This window comes from Escherichia sp. 93.0816 (assembly GCF_013368855.2).
GTDB lineage: Bacteria > Pseudomonadota > Gammaproteobacteria > Enterobacterales > Enterobacteriaceae > Escherichia > Escherichia ruysiae.
Window position 1 is genome coordinate 208,581 of the sequence record NZ_JABWNC020000001.1, and the last position, 15,737, is coordinate 224,317.

Annotated in this window: 20 protein-coding genes and 4 pseudogenes; 14 read left to right on the forward strand and 10 right to left on the reverse strand. The window is 46.8% G+C overall.

The window, feature by feature from the left end:
- Window positions 1-21 precede the first annotated feature (21 nt).
- The 3 genes from mnmA to rluE are packed head-to-tail and all read right to left on the reverse strand — an operon-like array spanning window position 22 to window position 2,306.
- Window positions 22-1,128: a tRNA 2-thiouridine(34) synthase MnmA gene (gene mnmA, locus HEM79_RS01020; protein WP_001297484.1), complete on the reverse strand. Its 1,107-nt coding sequence runs from the start codon at window positions 1,126-1,128 to the stop codon at window positions 22-24.
- Between the two features lie 53 nt (window positions 1,129-1,181).
- The gene (nudJ, locus tag HEM79_RS01025; protein WP_016158089.1) at window positions 1,182-1,643 is read right to left on the reverse strand and encodes a phosphatase NudJ; all 462 of its coding nucleotides are present in this window, start codon (window positions 1,641-1,643) and stop codon (window positions 1,182-1,184) included.
- Between the two features lie 9 nt (window positions 1,644-1,652).
- Window positions 1,653-2,306, reverse strand: a complete 654-nt coding sequence (gene rluE / locus HEM79_RS01030; protein WP_176241209.1) for a 23S rRNA pseudouridine(2457) synthase RluE — start codon at window positions 2,304-2,306, stop codon at window positions 1,653-1,655.
- A 171-nt stretch (window positions 2,307-2,477) separates the two neighbouring features.
- Between rluE and icd the strand changes: the two genes are divergently transcribed.
- Window positions 2,478-3,728, forward strand: a complete 1,251-nt coding sequence (gene icd, locus HEM79_RS01035; protein ID WP_000444487.1) for an NADP-dependent isocitrate dehydrogenase — start codon at window positions 2,478-2,480, stop codon at window positions 3,726-3,728.
- A 114-nt stretch (window positions 3,729-3,842) separates the two neighbouring features.
- On the opposite strand, the pseudogene HEM79_RS01040 reads toward icd, so the two are convergent.
- Window positions 3,843-4,190: pseudogene (locus HEM79_RS01040) on the reverse strand (tyrosine-type recombinase/integrase); the annotation flags it as partial.
- A 72-nt stretch (window positions 4,191-4,262) separates the two neighbouring features.
- On the opposite strand from HEM79_RS01040, the pseudogene HEM79_RS01045 reads away from it, so the two are divergent.
- The 3 genes and pseudogenes from HEM79_RS01045 to HEM79_RS01055 form a co-directional block, all read left to right on the forward strand.
- A pseudogene (locus HEM79_RS01045) lies at window positions 4,263-4,463 on the forward strand (transposase); the annotation flags it as partial.
- A gap of 307 nt (window positions 4,464-4,770) precedes the next feature.
- Window positions 4,771-5,847 carry an IS110 family transposase gene (locus HEM79_RS01050; protein WP_176241208.1) on the forward strand — a complete coding sequence of 359 codons (1,077 nt, stop codon included), beginning with the start codon at window positions 4,771-4,773 and terminating at the stop codon, window positions 5,845-5,847.
- Between the two features lie 19 nt (window positions 5,848-5,866).
- Window positions 5,867-6,418, forward strand: a pseudogene (locus HEM79_RS01055) (P22AR C-terminal domain-containing protein).
- Between the two features lie 268 nt (window positions 6,419-6,686).
- Here the strand turns inward: HEM79_RS01055 and HEM79_RS01060 are convergent.
- A complete protein-coding gene (locus tag HEM79_RS01060; RefSeq protein WP_176241207.1) occupies window positions 6,687-7,364 on the reverse strand; it encodes a hypothetical protein in 678 nt (225 codons plus the stop codon).
- Window positions 7,365-7,853: 489 nt separating this feature from the next.
- Here HEM79_RS01060 and HEM79_RS01070 point away from each other — a divergent pair, with 489 nt between their 5' ends.
- The 6 genes from HEM79_RS01070 to HEM79_RS01095 are packed head-to-tail and all read left to right on the forward strand — an operon-like array spanning window position 7,854 to window position 9,944.
- Complete coding sequence (locus HEM79_RS01070; RefSeq protein ID WP_176241205.1) at window positions 7,854-8,309, forward strand: YbcN family protein; 456 nt, start codon at window positions 7,854-7,856, stop codon at window positions 8,307-8,309.
- Window positions 8,309-8,479 carry a NinE family protein gene (locus tag HEM79_RS01075; RefSeq protein ID WP_176241204.1) on the forward strand — a complete coding sequence of 57 codons (171 nt, stop codon included), beginning with the start codon at window positions 8,309-8,311 and terminating at the stop codon, window positions 8,477-8,479. Before HEM79_RS01070 ends, HEM79_RS01075 begins: the two co-directional genes overlap by 1 nt.
- A complete protein-coding gene (locus HEM79_RS01080; protein ID WP_176241203.1) occupies window positions 8,472-8,762 on the forward strand; it encodes a DUF1364 domain-containing protein in 291 nt (96 codons plus the stop codon). Before HEM79_RS01075 ends, HEM79_RS01080 begins: the two co-directional genes overlap by 8 nt.
- Window positions 8,759-9,121, forward strand: coding sequence for a crossover junction endodeoxyribonuclease RusA (gene rusA, locus HEM79_RS01085; protein ID WP_176241202.1), 363 nt, complete (start codon window positions 8,759-8,761; stop codon window positions 9,119-9,121). The genes HEM79_RS01080 and rusA overlap by 4 nt, the downstream gene beginning before the upstream one ends.
- On the forward strand, window positions 9,118-9,258 hold the full coding sequence (locus HEM79_RS01090) for a YlcG family protein (protein ID WP_176241201.1): 141 nt from the start codon (window positions 9,118-9,120) through the stop codon (window positions 9,256-9,258). Before rusA ends, HEM79_RS01090 begins: the two co-directional genes overlap by 4 nt.
- Window positions 9,255-9,944 carry a bacteriophage antitermination protein Q gene (locus HEM79_RS01095; protein WP_176241200.1) on the forward strand — a complete coding sequence of 230 codons (690 nt, stop codon included), beginning with the start codon at window positions 9,255-9,257 and terminating at the stop codon, window positions 9,942-9,944. Before HEM79_RS01090 ends, HEM79_RS01095 begins: the two co-directional genes overlap by 4 nt.
- 165 nt (window positions 9,945-10,109) lie before the next feature.
- Here HEM79_RS01095 and HEM79_RS01100 read toward each other — a convergent pair whose 3' ends face one another.
- Complete coding sequence (locus HEM79_RS01100) at window positions 10,110-10,421, reverse strand: hypothetical protein (RefSeq protein WP_176241199.1); 312 nt, start codon at window positions 10,419-10,421, stop codon at window positions 10,110-10,112.
- A gap of 309 nt (window positions 10,422-10,730) precedes the next feature.
- Here HEM79_RS01100 and HEM79_RS01105 point away from each other — a divergent pair, with 309 nt between their 5' ends.
- The 4 genes from HEM79_RS01105 to HEM79_RS01120 are packed head-to-tail and all read left to right on the forward strand — an operon-like array spanning window position 10,731 to window position 12,298.
- Window positions 10,731-11,036 carry a phage holin family protein gene (locus tag HEM79_RS01105; RefSeq protein WP_000544528.1) on the forward strand — a complete coding sequence of 102 codons (306 nt, stop codon included), beginning with the start codon at window positions 10,731-10,733 and terminating at the stop codon, window positions 11,034-11,036.
- Complete coding sequence (locus HEM79_RS01110; protein ID WP_176241198.1) at window positions 11,023-11,499, forward strand: glycoside hydrolase family 24 protein; 477 nt, start codon at window positions 11,023-11,025, stop codon at window positions 11,497-11,499. Before HEM79_RS01105 ends, HEM79_RS01110 begins: the two co-directional genes overlap by 14 nt.
- The gene (locus tag HEM79_RS01115) at window positions 11,496-11,939 is read left to right on the forward strand and encodes a lysis protein (RefSeq protein ID WP_176241197.1); all 444 of its coding nucleotides are present in this window, start codon (window positions 11,496-11,498) and stop codon (window positions 11,937-11,939) included. Before HEM79_RS01110 ends, HEM79_RS01115 begins: the two co-directional genes overlap by 4 nt.
- A 38-nt stretch (window positions 11,940-11,977) precedes the next feature.
- The gene (locus tag HEM79_RS01120) at window positions 11,978-12,298 is read left to right on the forward strand and encodes a DUF6979 family protein (RefSeq protein WP_286178522.1); all 321 of its coding nucleotides are present in this window, start codon (window positions 11,978-11,980) and stop codon (window positions 12,296-12,298) included.
- Between the two features lie 121 nt (window positions 12,299-12,419).
- On the opposite strand, the gene HEM79_RS01125 is transcribed toward HEM79_RS01120, so the two are convergent.
- From HEM79_RS01125 to HEM79_RS01140, 4 genes and pseudogenes are all read right to left on the reverse strand, one after another.
- Window positions 12,420-13,079 (reverse strand): SDR family oxidoreductase, encoded by a 660-nt coding sequence (locus HEM79_RS01125; RefSeq protein ID WP_286178523.1) that lies wholly within the window; start codon window positions 13,077-13,079, stop codon window positions 12,420-12,422.
- Window positions 13,080-13,151: 72 nt separating this feature from the next.
- Window positions 13,152-13,789: pseudogene (locus tag HEM79_RS01130) on the reverse strand (SDR family oxidoreductase).
- A gap of 17 nt (window positions 13,790-13,806) precedes the next feature.
- A complete protein-coding gene (locus HEM79_RS01135; RefSeq protein WP_176241196.1) occupies window positions 13,807-14,739 on the reverse strand; it encodes an alpha/beta hydrolase in 933 nt (310 codons plus the stop codon).
- Complete coding sequence (locus HEM79_RS01140; protein WP_176241195.1) at window positions 14,739-15,659, reverse strand: alpha/beta hydrolase; 921 nt, start codon at window positions 15,657-15,659, stop codon at window positions 14,739-14,741. Before HEM79_RS01140 ends, HEM79_RS01135 begins: the two co-directional genes overlap by 1 nt.
- Window positions 15,660-15,737 lie beyond the last annotated feature (78 nt).

The following is a 15,737-nucleotide window of genomic DNA, read 5'->3' on the forward strand; positions in this document are numbered from 1 at the left end:
TGTTTTAAGTAAAGAAAATAATCAGACCGGCAGCGGCAGACGCTGCTCAATGATACCGCCACCGAGGCACACTTCACCGTTGTAGAAGACGGCAGACTGACCCGGAGTCACGGCGGCAACCGGCTCATCGAAAATCACTTCAATGCGATCGTCGTCCAGCGCCTTGACGGTGCACGGGATGTCGGTCTGGCGATAGCGGGTTTTCACCGTGCAACGCATAGTGCCGGTGAAGGGTTCACGATCGACCCAGTGCAACTGCTGGGCAATCAGCCCGACAGACATCAGACGTGGATGTTCATGACCCTGTGCGACAACCAGAATGTTGTTCTCGACGTCTTTATCGACGACGTACCACGGTTCTTCGGTGCCCTCTTTGGTGCCACCGATACCCAGACCTTTACGCTGACCGAGGGTGTGATACATCAGCCCCTGGTGTTCGCCAATTTCATCGCCGTCAACGGTAATGATTTTGCCCGGTTGCGCCGGGAGATAACGACCCAGGAACTCGCGGAATTTACGTTCGCCAATGAAGCAAATGCCGGTAGAGTCTTTTTTCTTCGCGGTGACCAGACCAAGATCTTCTGCAATCTTACGCACCTGCGGTTTTTCCAGTTCGCCAACCGGGAACAGGCTTTGCGCAATCTGCTCATGGCTGAGCGTATAAAGGAAGTAGCTCTGGTCTTTATTGCTGTCCAGACCACGCAGCAGGCGGCTCTTGCCATCGACATCTGCCCGACGCACGTAATGGCCGGTAGCGATATAATCGGCACCTAAATCTTCGGCGGCAAATTCGAGGAAGGCTTTAAATTTGATCTCTTTGTTGCACAGAATATCCGGATTCGGCGTGCGACCGGCTTTATATTCGGCAAGGAACAGTTCAAAGACGTTATCCCAGTACTCGGCAGCAAAGTTTACGGTGTGCAGTTCAATGCCGAGCTTGTCGCAGACAGCCTGGGCATCAGCCAGATCCGCTGCCGCCGTGCAATATTCCTCACCGTCATCTTCTTCCCAGTTCTTCATAAACAGGCCTTCGACCTGATATCCCTGTTGTTGCAACAGCCAGGCAGAAACGGAGGAATCGACACCGCCGGACATGCCGACGATCACTTTTTTTGCGGTTTCAGACATTGGATTACTCACGACATTGAACTTCAAGGCGGCGTATTCTATCACGCAGCCTTTTAGATGACACCCTTTGTAAAAGGCCAGTTAAAATCGCCAATCATCTCCAGCGGATAGCGTTGCCCGCTTTGATAACAACGAATACTTTCCGCCACCAGCGGCGAACGAAGATTTGATGCCTGTAAAATTTCTTCGGCGCTGACCCAACGGCAGTAGTCGATATCGCTGTCATGAGGCTGGGTCGGGCATATTTGCTCAAGCTCAATGGCAAACAGGAAACGCAAAAACGGCGTTTTATCTGGCGCAATCCACTGATGCATACGAATAAAGTGTTGCGGTTGCGCGCTGATGCCGGTTTCTTCCCACAGCTCACGGGCGGCGGCTTCCACTAAGGTTTCATCTGCTTCCAGATGCCCGGCGGGTTGGTTCCATAACGCTTTACCATTAATCGTCTCTTCAACGACTAAAAATTTACCTTCTGCGTGCACCACGCAGGCAACGGTAACGTGCGGTTTAAACATTTTGCGTCCTTAATCTGTCGCTTCTCGCCATTCGCCGTTGGCAAGATTATCCAAAGAGTAATCACCCATTGCATAGCGAATCAGTCGCAGCGTGGGGAAACCAACATGGGCGGTCATGCGGCGCACCTGGCGATTACGTCCTTCATATAAGGTGATCTTCAGCCAGCTGGTGGGAATACTTTTGCGTTCACGAATTGGCGGATTACGCGGCCATAACCACTCCGGTTCTTCAACCAGGTCCACACCTGCGGGCAGGGTAGGTCCATCATTTAAGGTTACGCCATTGCGCAAGGCTTCAAGAGCGTCTTCCGTAGGAATGCCTTCCACCTGCACATAATAGATTTTTCCGGTACGTTTTCCCGGCTGGGTTAAACGCGCCTGTAACGCGCCATTATTGGTCAGTACCAGTAACCCTTCGCTATCGCGGTCAAGACGACCTGCCGCATAAACGCCCTGAACCGGGATGAATTCTTTTAATGTTTTACGCCCGGCTTCATCGGTGAACTGCGGAAGAACATCGTAGGGTTTATTGAACAGGATCACGCGCGTGGGCTGGTTTTCAGGTTTGCGCCTGGTGGAACGTTGCGAGCTGAATCGCTTAACCTGGTGATTTCTAAAAGAAGTTTTTTGCATGGTATTTTCAGAGATTATGAATTGCCGCATTATAGCCTAATAACGCGCATCTTTCATGACGGCAAACAATAGGGTAGTATTGACAAGCCAATTACAAATCATTAACAAAAAATTGCTCTAATGCATCCGTATCGCAGGACGCAAACGCATGTGCAACGTGGTGGCAGGCGAGCAAACCAGAAGCGCTCGAAGGAGAGGTGAATGGAAAGTAAAGTAGTTGTTCCGGCACAAGGCAAGAAGATCACCCTGCAAAACGGCAAACTCAACGTTCCTGAAAATCCGATTATCCCTTACATTGAAGGTGATGGAATCGGTGTAGATGTAACCCCAGCCATGCTGAAAGTGGTCGACGCCGCAGTCGAGAAAGCCTATAAAGGCGAGCGTAAAATCTCCTGGATGGAAATTTACACCGGTGAAAAATCCACACAGGTTTATGGTCAGGATGTCTGGCTGCCTGCTGAAACCCTTGATCTGATTCGTGAATATCGCGTTGCCATTAAAGGTCCGCTGACCACTCCGGTTGGTGGCGGTATTCGTTCTCTGAACGTTGCCCTGCGCCAGGAACTGGATCTCTACATCTGCCTGCGTCCGGTACGTTACTATCAGGGCACTCCAAGCCCGGTTAAACACCCTGAACTGACCGATATGGTTATCTTCCGTGAAAACTCGGAAGACATTTATGCGGGTATCGAATGGAAAGCTGACTCTGCCGACGCCGAGAAAGTGATTAAATTCCTGCGTGAAGAGATGGGCGTGAAGAAAATTCGCTTCCCGGAACATTGCGGTATCGGTATTAAGCCGTGTTCGGAAGAAGGCACCAAACGTCTGGTTCGTGCAGCGATCGAATACGCAATTGCTAACGATCGTGACTCTGTGACTCTGGTGCACAAAGGCAACATCATGAAGTTCACCGAAGGCGCGTTTAAAGACTGGGGCTACCAGCTGGCGCGTGAAGAGTTTGGCGGTGAACTGATCGACGGTGGCCCGTGGCTGAAAGTTAAAAACCCGAATACCGGCAAAGAGATCGTCATTAAAGACGTGATTGCTGATGCATTCCTGCAACAGATCCTGCTGCGTCCGGCTGAATACGACGTTATCGCCTGTATGAACCTGAACGGTGACTACATCTCCGACGCCCTGGCAGCGCAGGTTGGCGGTATCGGTATCGCCCCTGGCGCAAACATCGGTGACGAATGTGCCCTGTTTGAAGCCACCCACGGTACTGCGCCGAAATACGCCGGTCAGGACAAGGTTAACCCAGGCTCTATCATCCTCTCCGCTGAGATGATGCTGCGCCATATGGGCTGGACTGAAGCCGCAGACCTGATTGTTAAAGGTATGGAAGGCGCAATCAACGCCAAGACTGTAACCTATGACTTCGAACGTCTGATGGAAGGCGCTAAACTGCTGAAATGTTCAGAGTTTGGTGATGCGATCATCAAAAACATGTAATCACTACATGTGTTAAATATTATAACGGGCGTATAACACGCCCGTTGTTTTATGATGGTGTAAAATCTTCCCCAAAACCCTTCCCCAAAACCCTTCCCCAAAACTGGCTATTTTCTATGCTGTTTTGATATCTACGATAACCCAGTCTTTACCACGATCATCATTGTATCGGCCGGTCATTTTTCTGGATTTATGACCTAACAACTTTTGCGTATCCAGACCCTGTTCCCGATATAACCGTTCTGACAGAGATCGCTGCTCATGAAATGTGGGCGCTGTTCCTGGCTCCCATTTTATGCCACATTTTTCCCTGGCCTTTTTAAAAGCCGTTGTCAGAGTGTTTGCAGAAACCTGGTCTCCTCTGTTTGCTTGAGAGGTAGTGTGACGGTAATGGACCTGGTATTTACTAACAACAGGATACCTGCACTGAGATATAACTTCACGAAGGGTAATATTCAGAGCTGAAGTGGCACACTGAATTTAGCCACCTGAACAGAGGTGATATGCTCACCTCAGAACAACACAGGTGCTCCAATGAAAAAAAGAAATTTCAGCGCAGAGTTTAAACGCGAATCCGCTCAACTGGTTGTTGACCAGAACTACACGGTGGCAGATGCCGCCAAAGCTATGGATGTCGGCCTTTCCACAATGACAAGATGGGTCAAACAACTGCGTGATGAGCGTCAGGGCAAAACACCAAAAGCCTCTCCGATGACACCAGAACAAATCGAAATACCGGCGGGGTGATGTTCCATAGCGACAGTAATAATGCCGGTATCAGTTTTTATCATCACTCTGTTTGCTGTTTAACCAGATTGGTGTGATTACTGATGCAGTGAAGACCTTCCCGCATCCTGAATCACACAGCGATCGACCCTTTGTGTCCTGCCCTGTACCTGTCGGTTGCCGGAAGAGCCTTCATGCGAGGTGTCTCCTCACCGGTGCGCGTGACTCAAGAAGGGCCTGACGGCTTGTCTCGTTACTGTCCTGTCCGGGTTATCTGTCTGGAGATTCAACTCTGTTTCCTCACAGGAGCTCTGTCATGGCTGATAAAGATACCGAAGCCGCTGTTGTGGGTGGCGTGGATACACATAAAGATCTGCACGTTGCCGCTGTCGTAGATGAGAACAATAAAGTCCCTGGGACCCGGTATTTCTCCACAACACGACAAGGTTACCGGCAGATTCTGGCATGGATGGTCTCATTTGGGACATTAAAGCGAATTAGAGTTGAGTGTACAGGTACCTATGGTTCCGGGTTGCTTCGTTATTTTCAGAATGCAGGGGTGGAAGTTCTTGAAGTGACAGCACCAGATCGAATGGAGCGACGCAAGCGGGGAAAAAGTGACACGATTGATGCTGAGTGTGCTGCACATTCAGCATTCTCCGGAATAAGAACAGTTACTCCCAAAACGCGCGATGGTATGATTGAATCCCTGCGGGTGCTAAAAACTTGCCGCAAAACAGCAATATCAGCCCGCATAGTCTCTCTCCAGATTATCCATTCCAATATTATCTCTGCACCGGATGAATTACGCGAACAACTCAGAAATATGACACGTATGCAGCTCATCAGGACTCTGGGAGCCTGGAGGCCTGATGCCAGTGAATACCATAATGTTACCAACGTTTATCGTATTGCATTGAAATCCCTTGCCCGACGCTATCTCGAGTTACATGATGAAATCGCCGACCTGGATGTCATGATTGCGGCAATTGTCGATGAGCTGGCACCTGAACTGATTAAACGTAATGCTGTTGGATACGAAAGCGCTTCGCAGTTGCTGATCACTGCCGGAGACAATCCCCAACGGTTAAGAACCGAATCAGGTTTTGCGGCGCTGTGTGGTGTCAGCCCGGTTCCTGTATCTTCGGGAAAAACGAACCGTTACCGACTTAATCGGGGTGGGGATCGTGCTGCAAATAGTACACTTCACATCATCGCTATCGGACGTTTACGAACTGACGATAAAACGAAGGAATATGTCGCCAGGCGAGTAGCCGAAGGACATACAAAAATGGAAGCAATACGCTGTCTGAAACGCTATATCTCACGCGAAGTTTATACATTACTACGAAATCAAAACAGGCATGTTAACAGTATCCCGATAACGTCTTGACTCTTAGAAGGGCGTCAGTATCTGGCTTACTGCCGTTGAGATTGCTCAAGCTCTCGGATATAAAAAATCTGATGCCGTAACTCAGATCTACGATCGAAATTCCGATGAATTTAGGGCAGATATGACTGAGACCCTCAATTTGAGTGTCTCAGGGAACTACCAGAAAACAATACGCATTTTCTCCCTCCGTGGTGCCCATTTGATCGCTATGTTCGCCCGCACTCCTTTAGCTAAAGAATTTCGTCGCTGGGTGCTGGATATTCTCGATCGAGAAGTTCAACAATCCCCGCTCACAAAACAATTCACTGATAACGAACTTTGCACACTTGCTTGGTTATGGCGAGCAGGGGATATGATGTTAATCGCCTGCCAGAATGTTACTCCACTTCTTTAGGTAGCAGAGCATCGTGAGGCCGGTCGCTTCACTTCAATCGAACAAGAATATCCCCGGATACTCAACAGAGCGCGAGCAATCCTCGCCAGAGAAACGGCATATGTAAAAATTCAGCCGTGGCAGGATGATAAGTGGAGGCGAGTATTGCCGCATTTGCGTTCTGAACGGGTGCAATAAAGTAGCGGGTGATAAATACCGCCAGCGTTTTGTGATGAAGCGAGGCGGTACATGGGAGGATATGGGCTGTAATTATTAGTGTCGGGAATTAATTGCTTATAGCAGTATAAAAATGAATTTTTAAGTCCGTGTGCTTTTTAAGCTTCATGCACATAGTGGATAAAAATGAGAACCACCCGATAAACGGGTGGTTTTGCTTAAGTTAAGTTTTTATGATTTCAGTGAATGTCTACTCTGCTATAATCAAATGACAGTGGGCAAAAAAGCTCTAACGACCGAGGGATTCACCGTAGAATGCAACTGCCTGAGCGGTAAATAAGTGAGTTGTAATCTGTACGAATCCAAAATTCTCCAGCCAATAATAAAGGTTATTTTCTTTATCAAAAGTGTAAATACAACAATCATCGTGGATCGTTGTGTTTACTTTCCATCCACCATGACCCACGTTGCCCCATTCCTGGTAAAGCCCTGCGTTAACTTTTCGATTGATAATATGGGTTTCATCAATACAATAAGCGTCACTATCGACATCAATCGGTGCTGGAAATTCTCCGCCAATGCTTTCAATCCACGGTGAAATGTCTTTAACTGAATGATAAGTTTCATCGCTGTATTTAAAAAAACGTTTCACGATAAAGATATAAATACCAGCAGATTTATTCGTTATTTTATCAGTGGCGAAAATAACAAAAATTTTCCCAATGCACGTTTCATCTACGTCAGGAAAGGTCACTGTGCCATCTTGACTAATAGCCAGGATATCATCATCTGCATTAGTGCTACAGCTCCATTTCACCTTGTCATTATTTGCAGGGTCATTATCAATGACCATCTTGAAGGTGGCTCCTGGGAACAAACTGTTAGGGAAACAGTAACCACTCTCCATATCATTTTTAATATCATAGATATGGCTATCAACTAATACGCCTGTAATTTTACTCATCATTGAACTCTCTTTGTTTGTTAAATAAAAGGTTTTATTCCTGAACAACGGAATATGCTGATATTAATGCAATCAATGAATTGTTGTTGTTATTTGGGGATTATATAGTGGTATGAATATGATTATGTAATGTCTCTAAGTGATGGAGTAAGTATTATATGATTCGCTTTTGAGATTTACCTATGTCAGGCGTTGCTGTTCATGTTCGCCCCCGTTGTCAGTCTTCTTAGTCTGAGCTAATGTCATCATCAATGGGCTATCAGTTTTCTCTGCAGTTATATAATTAATTGAGCACCATGGGACATTATTGAATTTCATCTTCAATTGATTTTCCATAATCATGTCATCGGAGCCTGAACACCTCTGGTGACTTCTGCGCTAAACGGGGACGTTTATGCGCACATACAATCCAAACTATCTTCTCCCTTTACAGATGCAGAAATGCACCTGCGATTTTTTGCATCCTGCGTTTGACCTCTGCGGAGGTGAAGTGTGAACCTCCCACAAGACGGTATCAAATTGCATCGCGGTAACTTCACCGCTATCGGTCAGCAGATCCAGCCTTATCTGGAGGACGGCAAATGCTTTCGCATGGTGCTTAAACCGTGGCGCGAGAGACGCAGTCTTTCCCAGAATGCACTTAGCCACATGTGGTACAGCGAAATCAGTGAATACCTCATAAGCAGGGGTAAAACGTTCGCTACTGCAGCATGGGTGAAAGATGCACTCAAAAACACTTATCTCGGTTTTGAAACCAAAGACCAGGTTGATGTCGTAACCGGCGAAATCACTACTATCCAGTCGTTACGCCATACCTCCGACCTCGATACCGGAGAGATGTATGTCTTCCTGAGTAAGGTTGAATCTTGGGCGATGAATATTGGCTGCCACCTGACTATTCCGCAGAGCTGCGAGTTCCAGCTGCTGCGCGACAAGCAGGAGGTGTAATGGCTACACCGCTTATTCGTGTCATGAACGGACACATCTACAGAGTACCAAATCGTCGTAAGTGTAAGCCTGAGCTGAAGCCATCCGAAATACCAACACTGCTCGGATATACCGCCAGCCTGGTTGATAAAAAATGGTTGCGACTGGCAGCAAGGAGGAATCATGGCTGATTTGAGAAAAGCAGCGCGTGGTCGGGAATGCCTGGTAAGAATCCCTGGTGTATGTAATGGCAATCCTGAAACGTCTGTACTGGCACATATCCGGCTGGCTGGATTGTGCGGCACCGGTATTAAACCGCCACACCTGATTGCCACCATTGCATGTTCTGCCTGCCACGATGAAATCGATCGCCGCACACATTTTGTTGACGCTGGATATGCAAAAGAATGCGCGCTGGACGGTATGGCGAGAACACAGGTTATCTGGCTGAAAGAGGGGGTAATCAAGGCGTGAATACCTACAACATCACATTACCCTGGCCGCCAAGCAATAATCGCTATTACCGCCATAATCGCGGGCGCACGCACATCAGCGTAGAGGGGCAGGCATACCGCGATAACGTCTCCCGAATCATTAAAGGCTCAATGCTGGATATCGGTCTGGCTATGCCTGTGAAAATCCGCATTGAGTGCCACATGCCGGATCGCCGTCGCCGTGACCTGGATAATCTGCAAAAAGCCGCTTTTGACGCACTCACCAAAGCTGGTTTCTGGCTGGATGATGCTCAGGTCGTTGATTACCGCGTTGTGAAGATGCCTGTTACCAAAGGTGGGAAGCTGGAGCTGACCATCACCGAAATGGGGAATGAATGATGTTTGAGTTTTATATGGCAGAACTTCTTCGCCACCGTTGGATGCGCCTGCGCTTACATCGTTTTCCCGGTTCTGTTTTGACCGATTACCGGATACTGAAGAATTGCGCCAAAACACTGAAAGGAGCTGCCGCATGAATACCCAATATTTACAGTATGTCCGCGAGCAACTCATGGTAGCTACCGCTGATTTGAGCGGAGCAACGAAAGGCCAGCTTCAAGCCTGGCAGGAGCATGCACAATTTGATACTGGTACATACAAACGAAAGAAGCCACGCATTCTGGATGTGGTAACTGGCAAGATGATTACGCTGGATAATCCGCCGATTTCCGGTAAGCAGTCGTACGCAAAAGGTTCATCTGTCGCCCTGGTCAGTCCGGTCGAGTTTTCAACCGCTTCATGGCGCCGTGCAATTTTGTCTCTCGAAGAACATCAGAAAGCGTGGTTGCTGTGGAGTTACAGTGAAAATATTCGCTGGGAGCATCAGGTTGCCATAACGCAGTGGGCATGGAACGAGTTTAAGGCTCTGTTAGGTACAAGAAAAATTGCCAGTAACACACTGGAACGCTTAAAGAAGTTGATGTGGCTGGCTGCACAGGATGTGAAGAACGAGCTGGCAGGGCGTAAGACCTATGAATACCAGGAGCTGGCATCACTGGTGGGAGTGACATCAAAAAACTGGTCTGAGACATTTACTGAACGCCGGGTTGCAATGAAGCACATTTTTCTACAGCTTGATAGCGGTGCTTTATTGCTTGTGACGAGAGCGCGTTCAAAGCAAAAGGTGGCATTTTCACAGCAAAGTATTGCAAAACTGGATTAAAAAACACATATTTTGTGTAAATCTGATATTTTGCCAATATTATACGCACTGGAAGTAATCAAAATTCAAGCCCGAGGTTTAAAGCCTTGGGCTTATTCTTTGAAGATGGTGCACAATAATTGTGAATTTGGTTACAAATCTAATAATCGTGGTTTTGGTTTTTTCTTATCTTGATAAAGCGTTATTAATATTTTGACAGTAACGGGGGTGAACCTTAATCGTGTGATTTTCGATTCCAGGTTCAAAAATTACAGTGTCAGCTTTGTAATAAGGGAAGTAGAGGATGTACTTTGGGCCAGTAAAACCAGTGATATATGTGTAGGCTTCTACTTTTGCCACTTCTCCAAACCAAGTGTAACTTGAATCGTTAGCCGTGATGCAATCACCTTGAACATATTTTCCTTCAGAATCAGAGGCAAAGCATGCAGTGATTGCGCTGCACAGTAATAATATCAAAGTTATTTGAATTGCTTTCATTTGTTTTTTCCAATGTTTTATTTTATTGATTTAAAATTTTCACTAGTGTCCTTAACGAACTCTTATGGATTTTTTAATTAATCTGACTAATCATCCTTCTTTGAAATACATGCTGAATTGGTGAGTCAGAACTCAGCTTAGGGTAATCAGGAAATATTGCAACTAACTCTGAAACCAACAACGTAGACTTTTTTATATTTGGTTCTTGGGAGGGTAAGTTCGTGCTTTGTCGTTAAATTACCCCGTGAGCCTGATTTCTGACATTTAACGTCCCGGCCTTTTGTCGGCGGCGAAACATTGGCTATTCATATGCACGAAAAAGAGAGCCTTGCCGGAGCGTTCTGGCTCGTTTTGCTGATCATCGCAGGTTGGGGCGGTCTGGTCCGCTACCTGATAGATGTGAAGCAGAGTAAAGCAACGTGGAGCTGGATAAATGCTCTGGCTCAGATAGTGGTATCGGGATTCACCGGTGTTATTGGTGGCCTGATCAGTATCGAAAGTGGATTCAGTATTTACATGATTCTCGCGACAGCGGGGATTAGTGGTGCGATGGGTTCGGTTGCACTGACGTACTTCTGGGAACGACTGACAGGGGTGAAAAATGCAAAATCTTAATCCTCAGCGTAAAGCTTTCCTCGATATGTTGGCGTGGTCAGAAGGAACGGATAACGGGCGACAGCCAACCCGCAATCACGGCTACGACGTTATTGTAGGTGGCGAACTCTTCACTGATTACTCCGATCATCCTCGCAAACTTGTCACGCTAAACCCGCAACTCAAATCAACAGCAGCCGGACGTTACCAGCTTCTTTCCCGTTGGTGGGATGCCTACCGCAAGCAGCTTGGCCTGAAAGACTTCTCTCCGAAAAGCCAGGACGCTGTGGCATTGCAGCAGATTAAGGAGCGTGACGCCTTACCGATGATTGATCGCGGTGATATCCGTCAGGCTATCGACCGTTGCAGCAATATCTGGGCTTCACTGCCGGGCGCTGGTTATGGTCAGTTCGAGCATAAGGCTGACAGCCTGATTGCAAAATTCAAAGAAGCTGGCGGAACGGTCAGAGAGATTGAGGTATGAGCAGAGTCACCGCGATTATCTCCGCTCTGATTATCTGCATCGTCGTCTGTCTGTCATGGGCGGTTAATCATTACCGTGATAACGCCATCGCCTACAAAGACCAGCGGGATAAAGCTACATCCATCATCGCTGACATGCAGAAGCGTCAACGTAATGTCGCTGAACTTGATGCCAGATATACAAAGGAACTTGCTGATGCTAACGCGACTATCGAAAGTCTTCGTGCTGATGTTTCTGCTGGGCGTAAGCGGCTGCGCTTCAATGCAGTCTGTCCCGACATGCATAAAATCACCGCCGCCTCCGGCGTGGATGATGGCACCAGCCCTAGACTTACTGACACCGCTCAACGGGATTATTTCGTCCTCAGAGAGCGCATCGAAACCACAACTAACCAATTGAATGGCCTGCAAGAGTATGTGAGATCACAGTGTTCATATTAGAAAAGTCTTATCATAAGATTTTTGTATATGGATGCATTATGTCTCAATACGCGCGCGCCGCTTTAATTGCTTATTATTTGGTTGCTGATAATTCAATATCCCCTCGTGATGCATGGGATGCAGCTGTCGCAGAGGTTACAGAAAGCGAATCGTCAAGAAAGAAGATATGCCCAAGGGCAACATTTCTCGCCCTGGCGGATAGCGGTTACCTCAAGAATGTAAAACCACAGCATGGGGAGAAAAAGGGCGGTAAGTGTTTGTTATTATATTTTGGGGAGTTAAAATATTTCAGACACTTATGGTGTATCAGTCAATATCGGTTGTGTTACTTAACTCTTCATATTCCCATGCTTCTTTGATTCGATACTCCAGAGATGGCATGACAAAATTGATAGCGTCACTACCAATTAATAATTGACATGGCGGCTTTTCCATTTCAGCTACACGGCAAATTACTTGTGCTAGTTTTGATGGGGCGCCTTATTGCTGGCCGTCAGCAGATGCTAATAATTCACGAGCGTTTCCCCAGATAGCATAGTCCTCAATGTTTCGTTCACCATATACTGCGGAACAATCACTAAGAAATTCTGTTCGACAAAAGCCAGGTTCAATAGCAGTAACTTTTATGCCAAAAGGAGCAACTTCATCGGCAAGTGCTAGTGTCATGCCTTCTACGGCAAATTTGGAAGCAGAGTAGAATGTGGTATTTGCTACAGCTTTTACTCCTGCAATTGAGGAGGTGTTAATAATATGTCCGCTACGCTGTTGACGCATAATTGGTAATATGGCTCGTAATACGTTAGCCATTCCAAAAACGTTAGTAGCAAATTGCTGTTCTATTTGTTTTGCAGTTGCCTCTTCAAAGCGTCCCAATAAACAGTATCCGGCATTGTGAACCAGAATATCTATTCGTCCAAAACGACGAACCGCAGCATCAGTTGCGACCATAGCTTGATGTTCATTACGGACATCAAGTTCCAGTAGTTCAATTTTATCCGGTGCAATTGAAATAAATGTCTGGTGCAATTTACCCATATCACGCCCCGTGGCCACTACACGATCACCCTGTTGTAAAGCTGCTTTGACGATGTGAGTTCCCATACCACGGGTAGCGCCGGTTACAAACCAAACTCGATTCATATCAGTTTATCTTAATAAGTTTAATAAATCGTACTGCACATAGTACAGTACGATTGTGGTTATCTAATTGATTTACATGAAGAATGGCTTATCACCATCAGTGCCAGGTTGATTGATGCCTATATTCTCACCAATGTGTTTCTCAGGTTTATCGATGATATCTGTGATTAATGCGGCGACACTCTTACGCGATACGATCGTACCTTTGAATGGTTCATTGCGTGAGGTAATCTCATAATCAATAATATCTTCATCAGTTAGCCAGGCAGGGCGAAGAATTGTATAATCCAGTCCAGGGGCCTCAATTGCGTCTGCCGCCCTGCGGAATGGTTTTAGGGGCTCACCAATAACTGCATTATTCCATTCGCCAAATTTTCCTGGAACTTCATCATAAATACCGAGGGAAAGAACAAAGATCAGACGTTTAACATCACAGGCTTTCATCGCAGCGATCACTGAATTGGCCTGAATATCTAAATCTTCCCCCGTAAGGTTGGCATATACAACATCCTGTCCCTGCATGGCCTGCTTCAGTGCTGCATGATTCAGTACATCCCCCATAATAATCTGGCTCTTAGTTGGATAGGGGGGGGGATTTTTGCTGGCTGACGGGCAAATAAAGTTTGTTTAATGGTTTGTTTATCTGCCAGTTGATTAATCACATGGCGGGCTATCTGACCGCCAGCACCAAGAATCAGTACATTTTTCATAATATTTCTTATGAAACTTATCCCAGATGGGTGTTGAAAAAAGGAATAACTTTTGCTAGCGCCTCCTGAACTGCTTCCGGTTTGTCATACAGTTCATAATGTGAGAAATCGGGTAACGAAACTAACTGACGATCCTGCGAAACCATCGCCCGGCCATAGATTTCCAGTCCATCACGATAAGCACCGAAGACTCCGACTTTTTCACCAACTACTACCATCACCGGCTGAGTCAGTAACACTTCAGTAAATGCGAAGGCATCCCAGGCCAGCGTTTTCTGTGCATGTGAGAACAACATTTTTGTCGCCCCTCCCGGTTGTTGCCCGCGTGGTGTTTTATAGTAGTCAGTTGCTTCATAAACATCGCGTTCGGTCAGTCCATGGGCTTTTGCTGCATCCAGGCTGGCGGGAAGTAATTCGTTGATCTGTAATTCTCCACCACGAGCCTCTTTGGTTCGTTGTGACGCCATTGCATTCAATGCGCCAATCGGATCGTAATTGCTGAAACCTTCCCGAAAAAGACGCCCGATATTAACACCCGTAATACTCACTACAGCTTTAATTCGTTTTTCTGTCAGCGCGGCATTAATGGCATAGCCACCACCCCCACACACTCCCAGCACACCAATGCGTTCAGCATCAACATATGGCAGAGTTACTGCATAATCAATAACACGGCTAATATCCTCTACGCGCTGTGTCGGATCTTCTATCCAGCGAGGCTCCCCACCAGATTCTCCCTGGAAACTGGCGTCATAAGCGAGAACGACATAGCCTTTTTCAGCCAATGCCTTGCCATAGATATTGCCAGACGTCTGCTCCTTACAACTGCCAAAAGGATGGACGCTGATAATCGCCGGATACTGTTTTGACTCATCAAAATTTGGTGGAAACTGAATATTGGCAGCAATATGCCAGGCCATATCACTATTGCGGATTTGAATATGTTTCATTACAGAGTTTCCTCAAAGAACGGAGCTAATACTGACATTGCTTCAGCCACATAGGCTTTGCCGTCATAAAGATCCATATGGTTTGCGCCTTCAACAATGTGATAGCGTTTATCCTGGCTTGATGCTCGATCGTACAGGTCGTCACTCATCCATTTGCTCCCTGCCTGGCTGCCCGCCACAATCTGCATCGGCTGAGTCAGGTACACTTCCGCCATATGGTAAGCATCATAGGTAATAATCTGGTTAAGGCTGCGCAAAGTAGCGTAACCCGGTGCTGTTGGATACTGCGCGCGAGGGGTGTGGTAATACTCCCAGGCCTGACGCAGTTCTTCGTTCGGCGCATCAGCCTCCTTCATTGGAGCCAGTGGCATAATGGCGTATTCTCCGCTGCTAATATCGCTGGTTCGGGCATTTGAGCCAGCTTCAATGTGTGGCAGAGCATCAATAGATTTCACATTGTTTTCCCAACCATTACGGAACATCGAACCAATATTGACCGCACTAACGGTACCGATGGCCTTGATGCGGCAATCCTGAATTGCAGCATTGGCTGTATATCCTGCACCGGCACAAATTCCCATCGCACCAATTCGGGTATTGTCGACATAAGAAAGAGTTGTCAGGTAATCAATCACGGCACTGACGTCTTCAGTACGAATGTATGGGTTTTCTAACTGACGCGGCTCGCCGCCACTTTCACCTTGATAAGATGCGTCATAAGCAATGGAGACAAATCCCTTTTCCGCCAGTTTTTCGGCATAGATTCCGGCCGTTTGTTCTTTAACGCCCCCACCTGGGTGAGATACCACAATTGCCGGATACTGACGGGTTTCATCAAATTTTGGAGGGAAATAGATCACTGCAGACAAAGAGATGGTTGGATTATTGCTGTTAGTGAAGCAGACTTTATTATTCATCATTCCGTTCCTCATGGAGTTGTCGGTTCGTTTTAACGGTTGGTGATATCACTATAGATATTGATCATTAAGTTGATTAGA

Coding starts and splice junctions, on each gene's coding strand:
- mnmA (WP_001297484.1), bottom strand. CDS start 1,128: ATGTCTGAAACCGCAAAAAAAGTGATCGTCGGCATGTCCGGCGGTGTC.
- nudJ (WP_016158089.1), bottom strand. CDS start 1,643: ATGTTTAAACCGCACGTTACCGTTGCCTGCGTGGTGCACGCAGAAGGT.
- rluE (WP_176241209.1), bottom strand. CDS start 2,306: ATGCGGCAATTCATAATCTCTGAAAATACCATGCAAAAAACTTCTTTT.
- icd (WP_000444487.1), top strand. CDS start 2,478: ATGGAAAGTAAAGTAGTTGTTCCGGCACAAGGCAAGAAGATCACCCTG.
- HEM79_RS01050 (WP_176241208.1), top strand. CDS start 4,771: ATGGCTGATAAAGATACCGAAGCCGCTGTTGTGGGTGGCGTGGATACA.
- HEM79_RS01060 (WP_176241207.1), bottom strand. CDS start 7,364: ATGATGAGTAAAATTACAGGCGTATTAGTTGATAGCCATATCTATGAT.
- HEM79_RS01075 (WP_176241204.1), top strand. CDS start 8,309: ATGGCTACACCGCTTATTCGTGTCATGAACGGACACATCTACAGAGTA.
- HEM79_RS01080 (WP_176241203.1), top strand. CDS start 8,472: ATGGCTGATTTGAGAAAAGCAGCGCGTGGTCGGGAATGCCTGGTAAGA.
- HEM79_RS01090 (WP_176241201.1), top strand. CDS start 9,118: ATGATGTTTGAGTTTTATATGGCAGAACTTCTTCGCCACCGTTGGATG.
- HEM79_RS01095 (WP_176241200.1), top strand. CDS start 9,255: ATGAATACCCAATATTTACAGTATGTCCGCGAGCAACTCATGGTAGCT.
- HEM79_RS01100 (WP_176241199.1), bottom strand. CDS start 10,421: ATGAAAGCAATTCAAATAACTTTGATATTATTACTGTGCAGCGCAATC.
- HEM79_RS01105 (WP_000544528.1), top strand. CDS start 10,731: ATGCACGAAAAAGAGAGCCTTGCCGGAGCGTTCTGGCTCGTTTTGCTG.
- HEM79_RS01110 (WP_176241198.1), top strand. CDS start 11,023: ATGCAAAATCTTAATCCTCAGCGTAAAGCTTTCCTCGATATGTTGGCG.
- HEM79_RS01115 (WP_176241197.1), top strand. CDS start 11,496: ATGAGCAGAGTCACCGCGATTATCTCCGCTCTGATTATCTGCATCGTC.
- HEM79_RS01120 (WP_286178522.1), top strand. CDS start 11,978: ATGTCTCAATACGCGCGCGCCGCTTTAATTGCTTATTATTTGGTTGCT.
- HEM79_RS01125 (WP_286178523.1), bottom strand. CDS start 13,079: ATGAATCGAGTTTGGTTTGTAACCGGCGCTACCCGTGGTATGGGAACT.
- HEM79_RS01135 (WP_176241196.1), bottom strand. CDS start 14,739: ATGAAACATATTCAAATCCGCAATAGTGATATGGCCTGGCATATTGCT.
- HEM79_RS01140 (WP_176241195.1), bottom strand. CDS start 15,659: ATGATGAATAATAAAGTCTGCTTCACTAACAGCAATAATCCAACCATC.